15 protein-coding genes (1 of these 15 running past the window's edge) are annotated in these 18,626 nt (G+C 67.6%); 8 read left to right on the forward strand and 7 right to left on the reverse strand.

Annotation, left to right across the window (positions count from 1 at the left end; genetic code table 11):
• The first annotated feature begins 55 nt into the window (after positions 1-55).
• A complete protein-coding gene (locus NC595_RS03935) occupies positions 56-2,839 on the forward strand; it encodes a TonB-dependent receptor plug domain-containing protein (protein WP_253564955.1) in 2,784 nt (927 codons plus the stop codon).
• Positions 2,840-3,055: 216 nt separating this feature from the next.
• Here the strand turns inward: NC595_RS03935 and NC595_RS03940 are convergent, their stop codons facing one another.
• From NC595_RS03940 to NC595_RS03950, 3 genes are all read right to left on the reverse strand, one after another.
• Positions 3,056-5,125, reverse strand: a complete 2,070-nt coding sequence (locus NC595_RS03940; protein WP_253564956.1) for a sodium-translocating pyrophosphatase — start codon at positions 5,123-5,125, stop codon at positions 3,056-3,058.
• A 212-nt stretch (positions 5,126-5,337) separates the two neighbouring features.
• Positions 5,338-5,778 carry an RcnB family protein gene (locus tag NC595_RS03945; protein WP_253564957.1) on the reverse strand — a complete coding sequence of 147 codons (441 nt, stop codon included), beginning with the start codon at positions 5,776-5,778 and terminating at the stop codon, positions 5,338-5,340.
• 137 nt (positions 5,779-5,915) lie between these two features.
• On the reverse strand, positions 5,916-7,187 hold the full coding sequence (locus NC595_RS03950) for a 6-phosphofructokinase (protein WP_253564958.1): 1,272 nt from the start codon (positions 7,185-7,187) through the stop codon (positions 5,916-5,918).
• Between the two features lie 186 nt (positions 7,188-7,373).
• On the opposite strand from NC595_RS03950, the gene NC595_RS03955 reads away from it, so the two are divergent.
• Positions 7,374-7,958 (forward strand): adenylate kinase, encoded by a 585-nt coding sequence (locus tag NC595_RS03955; protein WP_253564959.1) that lies wholly within the window; start codon positions 7,374-7,376, stop codon positions 7,956-7,958.
• Between the two features lie 125 nt (positions 7,959-8,083).
• Positions 8,084-9,448: a UDP-N-acetylmuramate:L-alanyl-gamma-D-glutamyl-meso-diaminopimelate ligase gene (gene mpl / locus NC595_RS03960; protein ID WP_253564960.1), complete on the forward strand. Its 1,365-nt coding sequence runs from the start codon at positions 8,084-8,086 to the stop codon at positions 9,446-9,448.
• A 1-nt stretch (position 9,449) separates the two neighbouring features.
• On the opposite strand, the gene NC595_RS03965 is transcribed toward mpl, so the two are convergent.
• Complete coding sequence (locus tag NC595_RS03965; protein WP_253564961.1) at positions 9,450-10,862, reverse strand: hypothetical protein; 1,413 nt, start codon at positions 10,860-10,862, stop codon at positions 9,450-9,452.
• Positions 10,859-11,788: an ABC transporter ATP-binding protein gene (locus tag NC595_RS03970; protein ID WP_253564962.1), complete on the reverse strand. Its 930-nt coding sequence runs from the start codon at positions 11,786-11,788 to the stop codon at positions 10,859-10,861. The genes NC595_RS03965 and NC595_RS03970 overlap by 4 nt, the downstream gene beginning before the upstream one ends.
• A 96-nt stretch (positions 11,789-11,884) precedes the next feature.
• Here NC595_RS03970 and NC595_RS03975 point away from each other — a divergent pair, with 96 nt between their 5' ends.
• The 5 genes from NC595_RS03975 to NC595_RS03995 all read left to right on the forward strand — a co-directional run bounded on the left by NC595_RS03975 (position 11,885) and on the right by NC595_RS03995 (position 16,963).
• The gene (locus NC595_RS03975) at positions 11,885-12,487 is read left to right on the forward strand and encodes an LON peptidase substrate-binding domain-containing protein (RefSeq protein ID WP_253564963.1); all 603 of its coding nucleotides are present in this window, start codon (positions 11,885-11,887) and stop codon (positions 12,485-12,487) included.
• 46 nt (positions 12,488-12,533) lie between these two features.
• Positions 12,534-13,349: an SDR family oxidoreductase gene (locus NC595_RS03980; protein WP_253564964.1), complete on the forward strand. Its 816-nt coding sequence runs from the start codon at positions 12,534-12,536 to the stop codon at positions 13,347-13,349.
• 216 nt (positions 13,350-13,565) lie between these two features.
• Entirely contained in the window at positions 13,566-14,912 is a 1,347-nt protein-coding gene (locus tag NC595_RS03985) for a sigma-54 dependent transcriptional regulator (protein WP_425493066.1), read from the forward strand.
• A gap of 390 nt (positions 14,913-15,302) precedes the next feature.
• Complete coding sequence (locus tag NC595_RS03990) at positions 15,303-16,544, forward strand: acetylornithine/succinylornithine family transaminase (RefSeq protein ID WP_253564966.1); 1,242 nt, start codon at positions 15,303-15,305, stop codon at positions 16,542-16,544.
• Positions 16,541-16,963 carry a VOC family protein gene (locus NC595_RS03995; protein WP_253564967.1) on the forward strand — a complete coding sequence of 141 codons (423 nt, stop codon included), beginning with the start codon at positions 16,541-16,543 and terminating at the stop codon, positions 16,961-16,963. The genes NC595_RS03990 and NC595_RS03995 overlap by 4 nt, the downstream gene beginning before the upstream one ends.
• Here NC595_RS03995 and NC595_RS04000 read toward each other — a convergent pair.
• Both NC595_RS04000 and hemL read right to left on the reverse strand, forming a co-directional pair.
• Positions 16,934-17,839, reverse strand: a complete 906-nt coding sequence (locus tag NC595_RS04000) for an ion transporter (protein ID WP_253564968.1) — start codon at positions 17,837-17,839, stop codon at positions 16,934-16,936. The genes NC595_RS03995 and NC595_RS04000 overlap by 30 nt on opposite strands.
• A 16-nt stretch (positions 17,840-17,855) precedes the next feature.
• Positions 17,856-18,626, reverse strand: partial view of a glutamate-1-semialdehyde 2,1-aminomutase gene (hemL, locus tag NC595_RS04005; protein ID WP_253564969.1) — the 3' portion only. Its footprint extends 513 nt past the window's final position; only the last 771 of its 1,284 coding nucleotides appear in the window; its start codon lies beyond the right edge, outside the window — the gene reads right to left on this strand; it ends in the stop codon at positions 17,856-17,858.

Here is an 18,626-nt window from a genome sequence, read left to right on the forward strand (position 1 = left end):
ATCTACGCCAAGTGCGCGGTGGACAGCGGTTGTTCTGTTTTAAGGGGAGAAGTCGATGAATCGGAAGTTGCTCTATGTTGCGCTGGGTGCCGCCCTTTCGTGGGGTCTGCCGGCCATTTCTCTGCATGCCCAGCCGGCCAGCGGGCAGGATGCCAGTGGGTCTCAGGACACCTCGGGCGATCAGGCCAAGAAAGCAAAGAAGCTCGAAACCATCACCGTGACCGGCTCGCTGCTGCCGCAGGCAGAGATCGAGACCTCTGCGCCCACGGTGCAGATCACGGCCAAGGACATCGAGTCGCGCGGCTATGCAAACGTGTATGACGTGCTGCGTTCGCAGCCGCTGGCCACCGGCCAGGTGCAGGATAGTCAGTATGCCGGCGGATTCACGCAGGGTGCGACTACCGTTAGCCTGCTGGGCCTGGATCCGGGATTCACCCTGATCCTGTTGAACGGCCACCCGCTGGCTGACTATCCGCTGCTCTACAACGGCAGCAGCAACTTCACTGACTTGTCCTCGATCCCGGTGTCGATGATCGATCACATCGACATCCTGCCGGGCAACCAGTCGGCGATCTATGGTTCGAGCGCGATCGCCGGCGTGATCAACATCATCCTCAAGGACCGCGTCGAGGGCGTCGACGTAACCGCGCGCATGGGTGGCTATACCGACGGCGGCGGCGAGAACCAGCGCCTGGCGCTCAGCTTCGGCCACAGCTGGGGCAAGTTCGACCTGACCGGCGCGCTGCAGCTTGAGCATCAGTCACCCATCTGGGGCTACGACCGCAGCTACACCAACTCGGCCGCGGACAATCCTGCGCTCAATGGTGCTACGCCCATTGCTCCGCGCGACGTGCTGATCCTCAACGGCAGCACCGGGAAGTATGTGGATCCCGGTCAGGCGGCCTGCAATAACCTCAGCAACACGTACGGCGGCACGTTGAAGTACGCCTACCGCCCGAATTCCGGCTACTACTGCGGCAGCCTCAACGAGCCGGGTTACACCACCTTCATGAACGGCTCGAAGTCGGCGAGCCTGTACCTGCACTCCAAGTACCACCTCACCGACAACACCACGCTGTACGGCGACCTGCTGTACAACCACAACAAGATCAACCTCAATGCGGGCACCCGCTTCTGGTACTCGTCGATCGGCACCGGCGGCTACTTCCTGAATGCCAATACCGGACAGTTCGAGCTGTGGCAGCGCGTATTCGCGCCCGAGGAAATCGGCGCCACCACCAACAACGACAGTCAGACTTCCGACAGCGTGACCCTGACCCTCGGCGCGCGCGGTACCTTTGGCCATTCGGACTGGGATTGGGACACCTACTACTTCCGTTCGCAGCAGCAGGTGAAGGACAAGATGCTGTGGCCGCTGGCGTCCAAGGTTGAGCAGTTCTTCCTCGGCCAGCAGCAGGGTTCGTATTACGGCTATCCGATCTATGCGCCGGACACCAGCAGGCTTTATACCCCGCTGACTCCGGCCGACTATCGCGGCTTCAGTGACTACGACCAGACCACTTCCAAGACCTACACGCAGAACCTCAACCTGCAGATCACCAACACCAGCCTGTTCTCGCTGCCGGCGGGCGACGTGGGCGTGGCAGGCCTGCTGCAGGCCGGCGAGCAGTACTGGTCGAACCCGACCGACCCGCGCGTCATCGCCGGTGATTTCTGGGGCCTGACCGGCACCCAGGGCAAGGGCACCCGCCGCAACTACGCAGCGGCGGCCGAGTTCCACGTGCCGATCTTCAGCATGCTGTCGGCCAATCTCTCGGGTCGCTACGACAAGTTCAACTACCAGGGTCTCAGCGACAGCAAGGCCACCTACAAGCTGGGCCTGGAGTTCCGTCCGTTCGAAAGCCTGCTGATCCGCGGCAACTACGCCACCGCATTCCGTTCGCCGGACATGGGCTACCTGTTCGCCGGCCCGAGCGGCTACTACACCAGTGCGACGGACTATTACTACTGCCGCACGCAGGAGCCCGGCGTACCGATCGCGAACTGCTCGAAGAACAGCGTGCAGATCTCCGGTCGCACCGGCGGCAATCCGAAGCTGAAGAGCATTACCGCCAAGTCGTGGGGCTATGGCGTGGTGTGGTCACCGTCGAGCGACTTCAACATCAAGGCCGACTACTACCACATTGCGATCAAGGACGAGGTCAACAGCCTCAGCATCGATCGCATCCTGCAGGACGAGGCCAACTGCCGCATCGGCCAGAGCACCGGTGGCGTGCCGTACGACATCAATTCCGGCCTGTGCCAGAGCGAAATTGCGCTGGTCCATCGCAATGCTGCCAACGCACCGCTGAATCCGGACGGCCTGCAGGCGGTGGACACGCTGCCGATCAACATCTCCGACGAGACGGTGAACGGCATCATCGCCAGCACCAACTGGCGCCACGACATGGGCCGCTGGGGCGAGTTGGGCCTGGGCGCGCAGTACAACGTGCTGCTCAAGCACGACTACCGCCAGATCGCTGGCGATCCGGTGCAGAACATCCTGAGCCTGCGCAGCTACTACAACGGCTATCGCCAGGTGGCGTCGGCCAATGTCGATTGGTCGGTGGGCAAGTGGTCGTTCTCGGTGCTCGGTACCCGTCGCGGCAAGACCTACAACTACGCCGGCACGGGTAGCGTGGGTGCCTGGACGACCTACAACGCCAGCATCGGCTACAAGTTCAGCGACATGGTCGACCTGTCGCTGATCTCCAACAATGTCACCAACAAGCGGCCGCCGCGCGACAACACGTACTCGGCCTACCCGTACTACAACGTGTTCAACTACAACTCCTACGGACGTGCCGTATGGTTCCAGGCAGCCATCCACTTCAAGTGATCGAAGTGGCTTGATCCGAGCCGGAAGGGCCGGTCGTGAGACCGGCCCTTTTCTTTGCCCGGTCACCATTCCTGCCGTCGGGCCTCGAGGCGTTGCCCGTTCCTGTCCCGGCATGGATTCCGTGCAATCTCTTGAGGCCAGGGCAGATGTGCCCGTGGTTCCAAGAAAAAGGGCCCCGCCGAAGCGGGACCCCTGAGGTGTTGCCGAACCCCGGTCCTACAGCAACGGGATCAGTAGCAGTGCCACGATGTTGATTATCTTGATCAGCGGATTCACCGCCGGACCGGCGGTGTCCTTGTAGGGGTCGCCCACGGTGTCGCCGGTGACGGCGGCCTTGTGTGCCTCCGAACCCTTGCCGCCGTGGTGGCCGTCCTCGATGTATTTCTTGGCGTTGTCCCAGGCGCCGCCGCCGGTGGTCATCGAGATCGCCACGAACAGGCCGGTGACGATGGTGCCGATCAGCACGCCGCCCAGCGCCTGCGCGCCGGCTTCCGAGCCACCCAGCCACTTGAAGCCCACCACGACGACGACCGGCACCAGCACCGGCAGCAGCGATGGCACGATCATCTCCTTGATCGCCGCGCGGGTGAGCATGTCCACCGCCTTGTCGTACTGCGGCTTGCCGGTGCCCTCCATGATGCCGGGGATGGAGCGGAACTGGCGGCGCACTTCCTCTACCACCGCGCCAGCGGCGCGGCCGACCGCCTCCATCGCCATCGCGCCGAACAGGTACGGGATCAGGCCGCCGATCAGCAGGCCGATGATCACGTAGCGGTTGGACAGGTCGAACGCCGGCGCGTGGCCGCCGAAGTGCGTGGCCAGGTTGTGCGTGTAGTCGGCGAACAGCACCAGTGCGGCCAGTGCCGCCGAACCGATCGCATAGCCCTTGGTCACCGCCTTGGTGGTGTTGCCCACCGCATCCAGCGGATCGGTGATCGCACGCACTTCCGGCGGCAGCTCGGCCATCTCGGCAATGCCGCCGGCGTTGTCGGTGATCGGGCCGTAGGCGTCGAGCGCGACGATCATGCCGGCCATCGACAGCATGGCCGTGGCGGCGATGGCGATGCCGTACAGACCGGCGAACGCATAGGCGCTCCAGATCGCCGCGCAGATCACGATCACCGGCAGCGCAGTGGCCTTCATCGAGATGCCCAGGCCGGCGATGATGTTGGTCCCGTGGCCGGTCGTCGAGGCCTGCGCGATGTGCTGCACCGGCTTGAACTGGGTGCCGGTGTAGTACTCGGTGATCCACACGATCAGGCCGGTCAGCACCAGGCCGATGAGCGAGCAGTAGAAGATCGCGTGGCTGGAGATGACCAGTCCGTCGGCGTCGGTCAGCCCCTGCGGCAGCAGGCCCGCGGTGACGAACCAGAAGGCGACTGCCGAGAGTACCGCCGAGACGATCACGCCCTTGTACAGCGCACCCATGATCGAGCCGCCTTCCTTCACCCGCACAAAGAAGGTGGCGATGATCGAGGCGATGATCGACACGCCGCCCAGCAGCAGCGGGTACATCACCGCATCCACGTTGCCGGCGAAGCTTAGGCCGGCCAGCAGCATCGTGGCGATGATGGTCACCGCGTAGGTCTCGAACAGGTCGGCCGCCATGCCGGCGCAGTCGCCCACGTTGTCGCCCACGTTGTCGGCGATCACCGCCGGGTTGCGCGGGTCGTCCTCGGGAATGCCGGCCTCCACCTTGCCGACCAGATCGGCACCGACGTCGGCCCCCTTGGTGAAGATGCCGCCGCCGAGGCGGGCGAAGATCGAGATCAGCGACGAGCCGAACGCCAGCCCGACCAGCGCGTGCAGCGCGGATTCCCCGCTGGCACCCAGATGGCCGAGCACCAGGTAGTAGCCGGCCACGCCCAGCAGGCCCAGGCCGACCACCAGCATGCCGGTAATCGCGCCACCGCGGAACGCCACGTCCATCGCCTGCCGCATGCCCTGGCGCGCCGCTTCGGCGGTACGCACGTTGGCGCGCACCGAGACGTTCATGCCGATGTAGCCGGCGGCGCCGGAGAGCACCGCGCCGACCAGGAAGCCCACCGCGGTGAGCCAGTTCAGGCCGAAGCCGATCACCACGAACAGCACCACGCCCGCGACGGCGATGGTGGAGTACTGGCGATTCAGGTAGGCGCGGGCGCCTTCCTGCACGGCGGCAGCGATTTCCCGCATCCGCTCATTGCCGGCCGACTGCGCCAGGATCCAGCGCACCGACAATCCCCCGTAAAGAATCGCTATTACCGCGCAAGCCAATACCAACCACACGCCATACTGCTGCAGCATCGGAACCTCCCCATGAGTAGTCACCGTGGTGCCGGGCGGTCCGGGAACGCGCCCGAGATGGCCGTCTAGAGATCAGGCGGTCCCGGCGAGTATAGGCAGAGCGTGTGACGCTCGCCGTTGTGCGCTGCAATGCATGGGGCCGCGGGGTAGCGCAAAAAGAAAGGCGGCGCCGAAGCGCCGCCTTGCCGGACATTCATCACTTCGCCGCGGGATCAGTGCAGCGCCATGTCCAGGATGATGCCGGTAGCGATGCCGACCAGCAGGTAATCGCCATCGTCGGCGCGAACCCAGTGGTAGCCGCGCGGCGGCGTGCGCAACCGGTACTCGCGATAGTCATGGACCACGTAGACCGGTCCTTCATAGCGATGACCGCGCTCCCAACGGTGGCCAGGGGGCACCCAGTCCCGATCGTGGCCGCGGCCGTGACCGTGGTCCCGGTAGTCATCGTCCCGGCGGCCTTCGTACCGGCGCCTGTCGTCATAGCGGTCGTGGTCGCGATCGTCGCCGCGGTCATGACCGTGACCATGACCACGCTCGTGATCCTGATCGTGCCAGCCGTGGTCACCGCGATCACCGTGGTCTGGCTGCGCCATGGCCAGCCCGCTGCAGGTCACCAGTGCAGTCGCAAGCAGCATGGAAGTGAGCAGTTTCATGGCGTCCTCCTTCTGGACGTCGGCCGGGATTGGCCTTTGCGGTGTTGCGACTGTGAGCCTAGGGAGTCGAGCCTGAATCAAATACCTGTCGTGTCCAGCAGCTTTTCAGACGGGGGTCATCAAGCTGAGCGAGCCGTTCATTCTTGCTTCGGGGGGAGCCGCCTGGCTACGGGGGCGAGGCGCAGAGTCCCGTAAGCGGGAAGTCCATCACGCCTCCATGGCAGTGGAGCCTCGCCGGCGATCAGTGGCGACAGGTAGCGGCGGGCTGCGGCGGTGATGCCGAAGCCATCGCGGCGGATGAAGCCCTTCGGCATCTTTTTTTCCTTGTTGGCGATCTTTGCCAGCGGCGCCGGTTCCACCTTCCAGCGATAGGGCGCGTCGGACGTGCGCACGATCACCGGCATCACCGCGTTCATGCCCGCCAGCGCGTAGTCGACCGCCGCCTTGCCGACCGCGTAGGCCTGCTCGGCGTCCACCCTCGAGGCGGCATGGCGGGCCGAGCGCTGCAGGTAGTCCGGCAGGGCCCAGTGGTACTTGTAGCCGAGCTTCTCCTTGACCAGCCGCGCCAGCACCGGCGCGACGCCGCCAAGCTGGGTGTGGCCGAACGCGTCGCGGGTGCCGGCCTCGGCGAGGAACTGCCCCTGCGCATTGCGCACGCCTTCGGAGGCGACCACGGTGCACCAGCCGACGCGTTCGACCGTGGCCTTCACCCTGGCCAGGAAGGCGGCCTCGTCGAACGCAACTTCCGGGAACAGGATGACGTGCGGCGCGCCATCCACGCCGTCGCCGGCCAGGCCGGCCGCCGCGGCGATCCAGCCCGCGTGGCGGCCCATCACCTCGAGGATGAATACCTTGGTCGAGGTCTCGGCCATCGAGGCGACGTCCAGGCTCGCCTCCAGCGTGGAGACAGCCGTGTACTTGGCCACCGAGCCGAAGCCCGGGCAGCAGTCGGTGATCGCCAGGTCGTTGTCCACCGTCTTGGGCACGCCGATGCAGCGGATGTCGTAGCCCATCGCCTTGCCAAGCTGGGAGACCTTCAGCGCGGTGTCGGCCGAGTCGTTGCCGCCGTTGTAGAGGAACCAGCGGATGTCGTGGGCGCGGAACACCTCGATCAGCCGCTCGTACTCGGCCCGGTTGGCCTCCAGCGACTTCAGCTTGTAGCGGCAGCTGCCGAACGCTCCGCCCGGCGTGTGGCGCAGGGCGGTGATGGCCGCCCTGGACTCCTTGGTGGTGTCGATCAGATCCTCGCGCAGTGCGCCGAGGATGCCGTTGCGGGCGGCGTAGACCGGCACCCCCTTCGCGCGCGCTGCTTCGATCACGCCGGCCGCGGTGGCGTTGATCACAGAGGTGACACCGCCGGACTGCGCATAGAGGAGACGGCCTTGGGGACTGCGGGTAGCACGGGTCATACGGGCTCCTTGATTCGCTCGTTGCGCCGCGTCAATTCGACTTTGGCAGGACAGACAGACACTTGCCGCATCTCTGGCGCCGGATCGGTTTGACGACCCCGGGGCCAGACGGTACTTTGAGCGTCATTTTGATGAATCCGGCGAAGCGCCGCAGCGTGCGGCCCGACGCGGATGGTGTGGAGCATTATGCGACTCGTGCTACTCGGCGCGCCCGGTTCGGGCAAGGGAACCCAGGCTGGCCGTCTCAAGGCCGAACTCGGCGTTCCGCACATCTCCACTGGTGACATGCTGCGCGCCGCCGTCGCGGCCGGTACCGCCCTGGGCATGAAGGCCAAGGCCGTGATGGATGCCGGGCATCTGGTGTCCGATGACATCCTGCTCGGCATGCTGGAGGAGCGCCTGGCTCAGGATGACGCCCGCGCCGGCTTCATCCTCGATGGCTACCCGCGCAACCTCGCCCAGGCCGCCGCGCTGGACGAGCTGCTGGCCAAGATCGGCCAGCCGCTGGACGCGGTGGTCAAGCTCGAGGTGCCGAACCAGGCGATCATCGAACGCTGCGAGCTCCGCTTCGCGGCGGAAGGCCGGGCCGACGACAACCCGGACACCGTGCGTCGCCGTCTCGGTGTGTATGCCGAGCAGACGGCTCCGGTGGCCGATTTCTATTCCCGCCGCGGCAAGCTGCAGGTGGTCGATGGTGTCGGCGACCTGGACGAAGTCACCGCGCGCGTGAAGCGGGCACTGGCGGGCGACTCGGCGACGGTCAACGGCTGATCCGGCTCCCTGTCCGAGGGGGTCACGTTTCCGCGACGGCAGCGCCTGGTGCGCTGCCGTCGTCGTATCCGGCGGGCATACTCGCGACGACGCGCTCCGCGCGCGGGTTTCCAGAAGGACTTTTCATGCGTCTGCACATCCTCGGTATCTGCGGCACTTTCATGGGCGGTGTGGCGGCGCTTGCGCGCGAGCTGGGCCAGACCGTGGAAGGCAGCGACGCCAACGTCTATCCGCCGATGAGCACCCAGCTCGAGGCGCTCGGCATCCGCCTGATGGAGGGCTACGCGACGGAGCACCTGCAGCCGGCGCCGGATCTGGTCGTGGTGGGAAATGCGTTGACCCGCGGCAACCCCGCCATCGAATACATGCTCGATGCGCAGCTGCGCTACATCTCCGGCCCGCAGTGGCTGGGCGAGACGCTGCTGCACGGTCGCGAGGTGCTGGCGGTGGCGGGCACCCACGGCAAGACCACCACCACCAGCCTGCTAGCGCACCTGCTCGAAAGCGCGGGGATGGCGCCCGGCTTCCTGGTCGGCGGCGTGCCGGGCAACTTCGGCGTGTCTGCCCGGCTGGGCGAGGGCGGGCCGTTCGTGATCGAAGCGGACGAGTACGACACCGCATTCTTTGACAAGCGCTCGAAGTTCGTGCACTACCGTCCGCGCATCGCCATCCTCAACAACCTCGAATACGACCATGCGGACATCTTCCCCGACGTGGCGGCGATCCAGCGCCAGTTCCATCATCTGGTGCGCACCGTGCCGGGCAACGGCCGGCTGATCGTCAACGCGCACGATGCCTATCTGGCCGAGGTGCTGGCGATGGGCTGCTGGACGCCGGTGGAGACCTTCGGCATCGGCGCGGGCGACTGGCAGGCCGAGCTGGTCGAAGCGGACGGTACGCGCTTCCTCGTCAGTCTTCGTGGCGAACGGCTGGGCGAGGTCACCTGGCCGCTGCTGGGCCGGCACAACGTGATGAACGCGCTGGCTGCGCTGGCGGCCGCGGCGGCCGCCGGTACCGATCCGGTGGCCCTGTTGCCGGCGTTCGCCGACTTCCGCAGCGCGGCGCGGCGCATGGAGCAGGTGGCCGAGGTCGACGGCATCACCGTCTACGACGATTTCGCCCATCACCCCACGGCGATCGCCACCACGCTGGCCGGGCTGCGCGCGAAGGTCGGCAAGGCGCGCATCCTCGTGGCGCTGGAGCCGCGTTCGAACTCGATGCGGCTGGGTGCGCACGCCGAAGGCTTGGCCCCTTCGCTGGCCGATGCCGATGCGGTGGTGTTCCTGCATCGTCCAGAGCTGCCGTGGGATGCGCAGAAGGTCACCGGCGCGCTCGGCGGCCGAGGTCGCACCGTGCCCACCGTCGATGCGTTGGTCGATGCGCTGCGGGTGGCGGCCCGGCCCGGTGACCACGTGGTGTTCATGTCCAACGGTGGCTTCGAGGCGGCGCCCCGGCGTTTCGCCGAGGCGCTGCGTCAGCGCGGCGACTGATTCAGGCCGGCGGCGGATCGAAACAAGGTGTGCGACGCTGGTACTCGCGCTGCGCGGCGAACCACACGCCCAGACCGAAGCTGATCGCCACCAGCGCCAGCAGCGCACCGCCCAGCTCCACGCCGAGCAGGCCGAGCAGCAGGTAGCCGCCCCAGTAGCTGGCCATCGCTCCGAGCACCACGGCAATGTTGACCAGGCCGCGACCGAAGCTGCCTTCCGGGCCGATCAGGTGCACCGCCAGCGCCACCAGGCTGGCGCTCGCTCCAACGATCGCCGCGGTCAGCAGCATCCGGCCCGGTTCGGTGGCATGCACCAGCACAATACCCAGCGCGGTGTAGGCCAGCGCGCTCAGCACGGTGACCGGCACCAGCAGGAGCAGGGCGTGCACCAGGGTCCGCTGGTACTCGGAACGACTCTCCGGTGCCAGCGTGAGATAGAGGTCGGCCAGGTTTGGCCGCATCCGCAGCATGCCGCGCCCGAGCTGCGGGAAGCGGGTCAGCGAGAGCAGGACGGCGTAGGCGCCCACCACCGCTGCGTTGTAGTGCGGACGATGCAGTATAGCGAAGAAGTAAGCCCCGACGATCGCCGCGACCAGCACCAGGCGCAGCGCGATCGCTTCCGGGTTGTCGTGTGGCAGCAGCAGGCTGCGGATCAGCGTCATGCGCTGGCGCGTGCCGGGATGTCGGCGGTATGCGGCCAAGGCCCGCTCCATTGCCCGCTGCGCCATGCCGTCGAACCAGCCCTGGATGCGCTTGCCGATCGCCCCGCGCGCCGGCCGTCCCTGCATGGCAGGCGACTGCATCCGGCCCAGCCCCGTGCTCTCCAGCGGCGAGGTATCCGGTTCGATGTCCTCGATGCGCAGCAACGGCCGCAGCGCCAGCCGGAACACGAGCACGGCAGCGAGCGCCAGCAGTGCAGGCGTCCATGGCGAGTGCATGGCGATGTCGACCACCCGCGCGGCCAGATGCGGCTTCCAGCCGACGGCGATGAAACCCGCCCAGATGAATAGCCCGACCCGCTTGCCTGTGCCGCTGGCCAGCCCGACCGCGGTTATCAGCAACAGCCCGGCGGCGCCCATGACGACATGGGGCATGCCACACAACGCGGCGACCATCGCCGGCAACGCGACCCAGAGCGTCAGATCCAGCGCGCCGGCGCCGGCCAGCCGGGCGCGGAAACGCGGCAGCAGGTGGATTTCCGGCCGGCACAGGCCGCGCAGCATCTGCCCCTGGCCGATGTGCCAGAACCAGCCCCCGAAGGCGACCAGGCCCAGTCCGGTGCCGGTCAGGGAGGCGTCCGTGTGCGTCGACCACACCAGCAGTCCCAGGCCGCAGAGCCACAGCGCGCCGGCCAGCACCACCAGCACCGCCATCTGTCGCCACAGCTGCAGCGAAAGCTGCCACACCGCCCTCATGCCAGCTCCACGAACAGGTCTTCCAGCGTCGGCGTCTCGATCTGCACGGTCGCGCCCTCGCGGGTAGCCAGCGCCTCAAGGCTCTCCGGCATCGGGTCTTCCACCAGCAGCTCGGCGCGTGGGCCCTTGATGCCGGCCTTGAGCAGGCCGGCCACCACCGGCGCCTGCGGCCAGCCGCTCTCCCGCGTGAACACCACGCGGCGCAGGCGTGCGCGCAGCTCGGCCAGCGGGCGGGTGAACTGGATCCGCCCGTCGCGCAGCAGGGCAATGTCCGCTTCGGCGCGCTCCAGGTCGGCGGTGATGTGGGTGGAGAAGATCACCGTCTTGTCGGGCCCGCGCATCAGCTCCAGCAGCTCGGCCATGAAGGCGCGGCGGGCCTGCGGATCCAGGCTGGCGACCGGCTCGTCCAGCACCAGCAGGTCCGGTTCCGGCGCGATCGCCCGCACGATGGCCAGCTTCTGCCGCTGGCCCTGCGAGAGCTGGCCAATCTTCTGCTTCGGATCCAGCTGCCACTCGCCGAGCAGGCGATCGGCCAGCGACCGGTTCCAGCGTGCGTAGAACGCAGCGGTGAAGTCGAGATAGGCGCGCACCTTCATCCACGGAAACAGGTCGAAGGTCTGCGGTACGAAGCCGATGCGATGCATGCGCTCGCCGCCGGGTTCGGTCATCGGCTCGCCGAACAGGGCGATCTCGCCGCCATCGATCGGCGACAGACCGAGCAGGCAGCGCAGCAGGGTGGTCTTGCCGGCGCCATTGCGACCCAGCAGGCCGATCACGCGACCGGCCGGCACGTTCCAGTCCAGCCCGCGCAGGACCTCGCGCTTGGCGAATGATTTCTCCAGCCCCTTCACCGCGACGACGGTCGGCGACGATGCCGGCGGATGCGCCGGAGGGTGTGCGGCAGGCGACAGGTCGAAGAGGGACATCCGTGCTCCTGGGTGCGCGGCCGCCGGTGGCGGCAGGCCCTCCATCGTCCATCGCGAGGCGGGCCGCGGCAACCGTCGGCCGTTACACTGACGCCGATGGATACTCCGATACCACTGGCCGACCTGCCGCTGTTTCCGCTCGCTACCGTGCTCTACCCCGGGGCACCGCTGCAGCTGCGCATCTTCGAGCCGCGCTACCTGGACATGGTGCGCGAATGCGCGCGCACCGGTGGCGGTTTCGGCGTCTGCCTGATCCTGGACGGCTACGAGGTGGGCGAGCCGGCGATGCCCGAGGCAGTCGGCACGGTCGCCACCATCACCGACTTCCACACCACGGAAGAGGGGCTGCTGGGCATCGTCGCGCGGGGCGGCTCCCGCTTTCGCGTCGAGCGCGCGCGGGCGGCCGGTGACGGCCTGCTGCGTGGCGACGTGGCGCAGTGGCCGGACGAGCCGAAGGTGACGGTGCCGGTGGAGTTCGCGCTGCTGCAGGTGATCCTTGAACGTCTGGTGGAGACGCTGGGCCCGCACTGGCGTGATGCCCCGCAAGCCGACTACGACGACGCCAGCTGGCTCGGCTTCCGTTTGGCCGAGTTGCTGCCGCTGGCGAATCCGGAGCGCCAGCAACTGCTCGAACTCACCGATCCGGTCGAGCGCCTCGGCCAGCTGCGCGACATTCTGCCCCGCTTCCAGAAGCCCTGAGCGGCGGCGCTACACTCGCGCCTCCGAGCAACCGAGGATCACCCGCATGACCACCCTGGCCGGCAAGACCCTGTTCATCACCGGCGCCTCGCGCGGCATCGGCCTGGCGATCGCGCTGCGCGCTGCGCGCGACGGCGCCAACGTGGTGATCGCGGCGAAGAGTGGTGTGGCCAATCCCAAGCTGCCCGGAACGATCCATACCGCGGCAGCCGCGGTCGAGGAGGCCGGTGGCCGCGCGCTGGCGCTCAAGGTCGACATCCGCGACGAGACTCAGGTGGTCGACGCCGCCGCGCAGGCTGCCGAGCACTTCGGCGGCATCGACATCCTGGTCAACAACGCCAGCGCGATCTGGCTGGCCGGCGTGGAAGGCACGCCGATGAAGCGCTTCGACCTGATGAGTCAGGTGAACACCCGCGGCACGTTCGTGACCACCCAGGCTTGCCTTCCCTACCTCAAGCGCGCCGCCAATCCGCACGTACTGATGCTGTCGCCGCCGCCCACGCTCGATCCGAAGTGGTACGCGCCGCATACCGCCTACACCATCGCCAAGATGGGCATGAGCCTGTGTGTGCTCGGCATGGCCGAGGAGTTCCGGCCGCTCGGCATCGCCGTCAACGCGCTGTGGCCGCGCACGGTGATCGCCACGGCGGCGATCGCGATGATCGATGGTGTGAGGCCGCAAAACTGCCGTACCCCGGCGATCGTTGCCGATGCTGCGCACGCAATGCTGGTGCGATCGTCCCGCGAGGTGACGGGGCAATTCGCCATCGATGACGAAATACTGGCCGGGATCGGGGTGACCGAGGTCGATCGCTATGCCCTGCAGCCAGGCGCTCCGCTACTGCCGGATCTGTTCCTGTAGAGCGGTCGGCGCGGGGTATGGGACTGGCAATTCATGAATGCTAAGTCCATGAATATTGGATAAATATTGGCGACTTTTCGGCGGTAGATCCTGCTCTGTTTACGTGCTTCTGTCATGGACGAGGCGTAGCATGAAGTACTGTTGTGTCGTGGTAAGTGTGTTCGACAGCGACACGACACCACGTGAGGAGCCACAGGGGGACCATCGGCTGGAGAGATGGCCATGCAGTTGGAGGTGGTCGCAGCGCAACGCTGCGTGATTTGGCTCGGCAGGCCCACCGGCGAGGAGGTTCGGGCGTTGGCGAGCGAGGGCTGGTCGATCAGGGTGGTCGATGCAGTCGATGTCGGCAGGCTGCAGCAGCGCGAGGGCGATCCGATGGTCGCGCTGGCCGATCTGCGCGGTTGCGATGTGCAGATGCAGTCGGCGATTGCGCGTCAGCTTGAGGAGTCTTCGAACCTGACGTGGCTGGCGCTGCTGGGGACCGGAACCAAGACAGGCTCTCCGGCGGTGCAGCGCATTCTTCGGGACAGCGCCGAGTATTTCACGGTGCCGCTGGACGTCGCGCGGCTGGCCAGGGTGTTGTCCTCGATCGCGCAGGGCGTGCCCGCGCCGGAGGGCGATGACTTCCCGGATATCGTCGGGCAGAGCGACATCGTCCGCAGCATGTGCTCTTACCTGCGCAAGTTCGCGCCGGTCGACCTGCCGGTGCTCATCACCGGCGAAACCGGCACCGGCAAGGAGGGGGCTGCCCAGGCACTGCACCGCTTTTCCCGGCGGCGGGATCGTCCCTTCGTGCCGATCAACTGCGGTGCCTTGCCGGTGCATCTGGTGCAGTCCGAACTGTTCGGACATGAGCGAGGCGCATTCACCGGTGCGACGGCACGGCGGATCGGCCACATCGAGAGCGCGGCGGGCGGCACCGTATTCCTCGATGAGATCGGCGACCTGCCGCTGGATGCGCAGACCAGCCTGCTGCGCTTCCTGCAGGAAGGCACGATCGAGCGACTCGGCAGCAGCCAGCCGATCCGCGCCGACGCACGCGTGGTGGCGGCGACCCACGTGGACCTGGAGCGCGCGGTGGAGGCCGGCCGGTTTCGCGAGGACCTGTTCTACCGGCTCAACGTACTGCGCCTGGCCGTACCGCCGCTGCGCGAGCGGGGCGGCGATGTCGAGCTGATCGCACAGCACGTGCTCGATCGTTTCCGCGAGCATCATCCCTGCCGCGCGCGGACTTTCGGCGTGGCAGCGCGTGCGGCGATGCGAAGGTATGCGTGGCCCGGCAACGTGCGCGAGCTGATCAACCGTGTGCAGCGCGCGGCGGTGGTCGCAGAAGATGCAGTAATCGGGGCCGCGGATCTGGACTTGTCCACTGCGGTGGGGCAGGGCGACGGTGTTGCCTCATTGGACGCCACCCGCGTCCGGGCAGAGCGGGAAGCCATCCTCGCCTGCCTGCGCGAGAGCCGCTTCAATATCAGCGAATGCGCGCGTCGCCTCAGCATCTCGCGGGTCACCGTGTACCGGTTGTGCAAGAAGCACCATCTGGCGCTCGACGAGCTGCGCTGAACCGGCGGGTCGCGGGAGGCACGCCAGGCGTCTGCATGCGGCAGCTCCTTGCTGGACACCTCAGATGCCGGCCAGGTGCCGCTCTTGCGAAGCCATCCTTGGCATCGGTCGAGGGCAGTGCCCACCGCGGGCGCCAGCATCGCAACCTTGTTCGCAGAGAAGGCGGCGATATCACCCTGGCCTTGTTCGGAGCGGCGGCGGTTGCATCCGGCCGCCATCCGGGGTCTCTCCCGAAGCGGCGAGTGAAAAGGGGCTGCGAAGGGGATGCCGCAATCGCGAGGCTTCCTCATCCTGCCATTCGCGCTCCGTGCAAAGACCTCGACGAGGTTCTACGATGACGCCCCTTCCACCCTTGGCGGCGCCTGTCGCCTGGCACCCGTTGGACCGGCGATGCAACCGAAGAATGGCCATCTGATCGAGCTTGGCAAACGCTACTGGCTGCCCGTGTACAAGCCCCGCGAGCTGGTGCTCGATCACGGCAAGGGTGCGCGGGTGTGGGATGCCGAGGGGCGCGAGTACGTAGACTTCGGCGCCGGCATAGCGGTGAATGCGCTGGGTCATGCCGATCCCGGACTGCTGGCCGCGCTGACCGCGCAGGCGGGGAAGCTCTGGCACAGTTCCAACGTGTTCTACACGGAGCCGCCGCTGCGGCTGGCCGAGGAACTGGTCGAGGCGTCCGGCTTCGCCGAGCGCGTGTTCTTCTGCAACTCGGGCGCGGAGGCGAACGAGGCGGCGATCAAGCTGGTGCGCAAGTGGGCCACCGCACAGGGCCGGCCGCCCGAGCGCCGCACCATCGTCACCTTCCGCGGCTCGTTCCACGGTCGCACGCTGGCGACCGTGACCGCGACCGCGCAGCCGAAGTACCAGGAAGGCTACGAGCCGCTGCCGGCCGGCTTCCGCTACATCGATTTCAACGACGAGGCCGCGCTGGAGGCCGCATTCGCCCCGGGCGACGTCGCCGCCGTGATGCTCGAGCCGGTGCAGGGTGAGGGTGGCGTGCTGCCGGCGGCGCCGGGCTTCATCCGGCGCGTGCGCGCGTTGTGCGACCGCCATGGCGCGCTGCTGGTGCTCGACGAGATCCAGTGCGGCATGGGCCGCACCGGCACCCTGTTCGCCCACGTGCAGGACCACGTCACGCCGGACATCGTCACCCTGGCCAAGGCGCTTGGTTGCGGCTTCCCGATCGGCGCGATGCTGGCCGGGCCGAAGGTGGCCCAGGTGATGCAGTACGGCGCGCACGGCACCACGTTCGGCGGCAACCCGATGGGCGCGGCGGTGGCCCGGGCGGCGCTGGCCAGGCTCGGTTCGCCGGAGGTGCTGCTGAACGTGGAGCGCCAGGCGCACGACCTGCGCGAGGGCCTGGCGGACATCAACGCGGAGCTTGGGCTGTTCGAGCAGGTGCGCGGCCGCGGCCTGATGCTGGGCGCGGTGCTGGCCGGGCCGTGGAAGGGGCGCGCCGGCGAGGTGCTCGACTGCGCTGCGGCCCACGGCCTGCTGCTGCTGCAGGCCGGCCCGGACGTGCTGCGCTTCGTGCCGCCCCTGGTGCTCACCGACGCGGACGTCGCCGAGGGCCTGCAGCGCCTGCGCGCGGCCTTGGCGGATTTCGTCGCGGCGACGGGAGCGGCGGCATGAAGTACCTCCACACCATGGTCCGCGTGCGCGACCTCGATGCCTCGCTGCGCTTCTACTGCGAGGGGCTTGGCCTGCGTGAGGTGCGCCGGCGCGACGTGCCGGCCGGCAAGTTCACGCTGGTGTTCCTGGCCGCGCCGGAGAGCCCGGACGCGGAGATCGAGCTCACCTGGAACTGGGACTCCAGCGAGGACTACGGCTCGGCCCGCAACTTCGGCCACCTGGCGTTCCGCGTGGACGACATCTACGCCACCTGCGCCCATCTGCAGGCGATGGGCTACACCATCCATCGTCCGCCGCGCGACGGGCACATGGCCTTCGTCCGCTCGCCGGACCTGATTTCGGTGGAACTGCTGCAGGCCGGCGACGCGCTGCCGCCGGCCGAGCCGTGGTCATCGATGCCGAACACCGGCAGCTGGTGAACCCGCCCCTGGCGTTCCGGGCCCGGACAGCTTCTCGCCGCAATGACGGCAGAACCGGGCATCCGCCTCGTGGCCGGCCAGCCCGCAGCCTTCGCAGCGCCGAGCTTCGCGCGCCTGGCGCATGCCGTTGGCGAGCTCGGCGGTGAAGATGCCGGTCGGCACCACGATGATGCTGTAGCCGACCAGGATGATCAGCGACGTGAACATCTGGCCCAGCGGCGTCTTCGGCGTGATGTCGCCGAACCCCACCGTCGTCATCGTCACCACCGCCCAGTACATCGACTGCGGGATCGAGGTGAAGCCGTGCTCCGGGCCCTCGATCAGGTACATCGCCGCGCCGAAGATGAGCACCAGGGTCAGGAAAGTGCTGACGAAGACCAGGATCTTCCTCCGGCTGCGGATCAGCGCCGACCAGAGCAGGGTTGCCTCGCCCACGTAACGCGTGAGCTTGAGCACGCGGAAAATGCGCAGGATGCGCAGCGCCCGGATCACCAGCAGATACTGGCTGCCGGTCAGCATCAGGCTCAGGTAGGTCGGCAGCACCGACAGTAGGTCGACGATGCCGAAGAAACTGCGCGCATAGCGCCAGGGACGCCGCACCACGTAGAGCCGGACCAGGTACTCGGCGGTGAAGAGCATGGTGAACAGCCATTCCAGGCGATAGAGCAGCTCGCCGAAGCGCTGATGCAGGGACTGCACCGAGTCCAGCAGGGTCACCAGGATGCTGGCGACGATCGCCACGATGAGTGCCACATCGAACAGGCGGCCGGCACGATCGTGGTGGCCGAAGATCACGTGGAACCCGCGCTCGCGCCAGGTCGCACCCGCGGGCGGGTGCGGTTCGCCGGGGTGTCGTGGTGTCGGTTCCCCGCTCATCCCCGGCGACTCCGGATCAGTCCGGCGTCAGGGTCGTCATGACCTGGCGCGCCGCCTCCAGGGTGGCGGCGATATCGTCATCGCTGTGCGCCGAGGACATGAAGCCCGCCTCGAACGCGCTCGGTGCCAGGTAGATACCCCGCTCGAGCATGCCGTGGAAGAAGCGGTTGAACCGTGCGGTGTCGGCAGCGGTGGCCTGGGCGAAGGTCTCGACCTTCTCGCCGGTGAAGAACAGGCCGAACATGCCGCCCACGCTGTTCGTGCTGAATGGCACGCTGGCGCCGTCCGCCACCGCCTGCAGGCCGTCGCACAGCAGGCGTGTCCGGGCCGCCAGCGCGTCGTGGAAGCCCGGGGCCTGGACCAGCCCGAGCATGGCCAGGCCGGCGGCCATCGCCACCGGATTGCCGCTCAGCGTGCCCGCCTGGTAGATCGGCCCGGCCGGTGCCACCTGCTCCATCAGGTCGCGGCGGCCGCCGTAGGCGCCGACCGGCATGCCGCCGCCGATCACCTTGCCGAAAGTGGTCAGGTCGGGTTTCACGCCGTAGTGCGCCTGGGCACCACCGAGCGCCACGCGGAAGCCGGTCATCACCTCGTCGAAGATCAGCAGGGCGCCATGCTCGTCGCACAGCGTGCGCAGGCCCGCGAGGTAGCCCTCGCGCGGGAGGATGCAGTTCATGTTGCCGGCGACCGGCTCGATGATCAGCGCGGCGATGTCCTGACCGTGTTCGGCAAACAGCGTGCGCGCCGCGTCGAGGTCGTTGTAGGGCAGGGTGAGGGTGAGGTCGGC

The organism is Dyella lutea, assembly GCF_024158035.1.
GTDB lineage: Bacteria > Pseudomonadota > Gammaproteobacteria > Xanthomonadales > Rhodanobacteraceae > Dyella_A > Dyella_A lutea.

Excerpts from the sequence above, each read along its gene's own strand:
- NC595_RS03965 (WP_253564961.1), bottom strand. The coding sequence starts at position 10,862 with ATGAGGGCGGTGTGGCAGCTTTCGCTGCAGCTGTGGCGACAGATGGCG.
- NC595_RS03975 (WP_253564963.1), top strand. The coding sequence starts at position 11,885 with ATGGATACTCCGATACCACTGGCCGACCTGCCGCTGTTTCCGCTCGCT.
- NC595_RS03950 (WP_253564958.1), bottom strand. The coding sequence starts at position 7,187 with ATGACCCGTGCTACCCGCAGTCCCCAAGGCCGTCTCCTCTATGCGCAG.
- mpl (WP_253564960.1), top strand. The coding sequence starts at position 8,084 with ATGCGTCTGCACATCCTCGGTATCTGCGGCACTTTCATGGGCGGTGTG.
- NC595_RS03995 (WP_253564967.1), top strand. The coding sequence starts at position 16,541 with ATGAAGTACCTCCACACCATGGTCCGCGTGCGCGACCTCGATGCCTCG.
- NC595_RS03945 (WP_253564957.1), bottom strand. The coding sequence starts at position 5,778 with ATGAAACTGCTCACTTCCATGCTGCTTGCGACTGCACTGGTGACCTGC.
- NC595_RS03935 (WP_253564955.1), top strand. The coding sequence starts at position 56 with ATGAATCGGAAGTTGCTCTATGTTGCGCTGGGTGCCGCCCTTTCGTGG.
- NC595_RS03990 (WP_253564966.1), top strand. The coding sequence starts at position 15,303 with ATGCAACCGAAGAATGGCCATCTGATCGAGCTTGGCAAACGCTACTGG.
- NC595_RS03985 (WP_425493066.1), top strand. The coding sequence starts at position 13,566 with ATGGCCATGCAGTTGGAGGTGGTCGCAGCGCAACGCTGCGTGATTTGG.
- NC595_RS03980 (WP_253564964.1), top strand. The coding sequence starts at position 12,534 with ATGACCACCCTGGCCGGCAAGACCCTGTTCATCACCGGCGCCTCGCGC.
- NC595_RS04000 (WP_253564968.1), bottom strand. The coding sequence starts at position 17,839 with ATGAGCGGGGAACCGACACCACGACACCCCGGCGAACCGCACCCGCCC.
- NC595_RS03940 (WP_253564956.1), bottom strand. The coding sequence starts at position 5,125 with ATGCTGCAGCAGTATGGCGTGTGGTTGGTATTGGCTTGCGCGGTAATA.
- NC595_RS03955 (WP_253564959.1), top strand. The coding sequence starts at position 7,374 with ATGCGACTCGTGCTACTCGGCGCGCCCGGTTCGGGCAAGGGAACCCAG.
- NC595_RS03970 (WP_253564962.1), bottom strand. The coding sequence starts at position 11,788 with ATGTCCCTCTTCGACCTGTCGCCTGCCGCACACCCTCCGGCGCATCCG.